Source organism: Pseudomonas sp. 2(2015), from assembly GCF_000955865.1.
In the GTDB taxonomy this organism is placed as follows: Bacteria; Pseudomonadota; Gammaproteobacteria; order Pseudomonadales; family Pseudomonadaceae; genus Aquipseudomonas.
The window spans coordinates 1-580 of the sequence record NZ_JYOF01000057.1 but is presented as its reverse complement, the minus strand read 5'-3'; the positions used below and the strand labels follow the sequence as shown (position 1 = coordinate 580).

At 64.0% G+C, this 580-nt stretch carries 1 protein-coding gene; it reads left to right on the top strand.

Annotation, left to right across the window (positions count from 1 at the left end; genetic code table 11):
- The first annotated feature begins 79 nt into the window (after positions 1 to 79).
- Entirely contained in the window at positions 80 to 274 is a 195-nt protein-coding gene (locus tag UB48_RS26905; protein WP_045189800.1) for a hypothetical protein, read from the top strand.
- The last annotated feature ends 306 nt before the right edge of the window (positions 275 to 580 follow it).

Genomic DNA, 580 nt, shown 5'->3' with positions numbered 1-580 from the left:
GCTATGCCCTTGCATGGCTGTGCGGGTATGACCCTGAGCTCTATGAGCGGGCCATGCGCCGCGGAAGGGGTGACTACTCATGACCCCACATGCCGACCGCGACAAGTCAGAGCAACCCACGGCAGAGCCGCACAAGAGCCTGCCGGACGTGCGCCTAAAGCGCCTGCTCGGCCTCTCGCGCTGGGAGCGTGCCGGCGCGCTGACTTACATCCTCGCCACTCACCCCGAGGTGTTTGACGAAGCGTATGACGCACTGGGATTCAAGGTGGAGTAATGACCACCTGCATCCACCGCGCACACCACCGGCCAGAGGTGCGAGCACTGACCAGGAGCTCACTGTTCCGCTGGCTCGCCTCCTGTCCGTGCGGCTGGGCCAAGGGAACAGCCTTCTGGCGTCAAGCCATCATCGCCGCCAACCACCACGCAGAGAGTCTCAAGTAGTGAACCTCCACGACCTCGCGGCCTACTCCACTGCGGTCGCACGCAACGAAACCATGTCGCGCCCCTACCTCCATGAGGACGCGGCCCAGGAAGGGCTCATCGCCGGGTGGAGGGCGATGAAGTCCAAGGTGAATGCTTC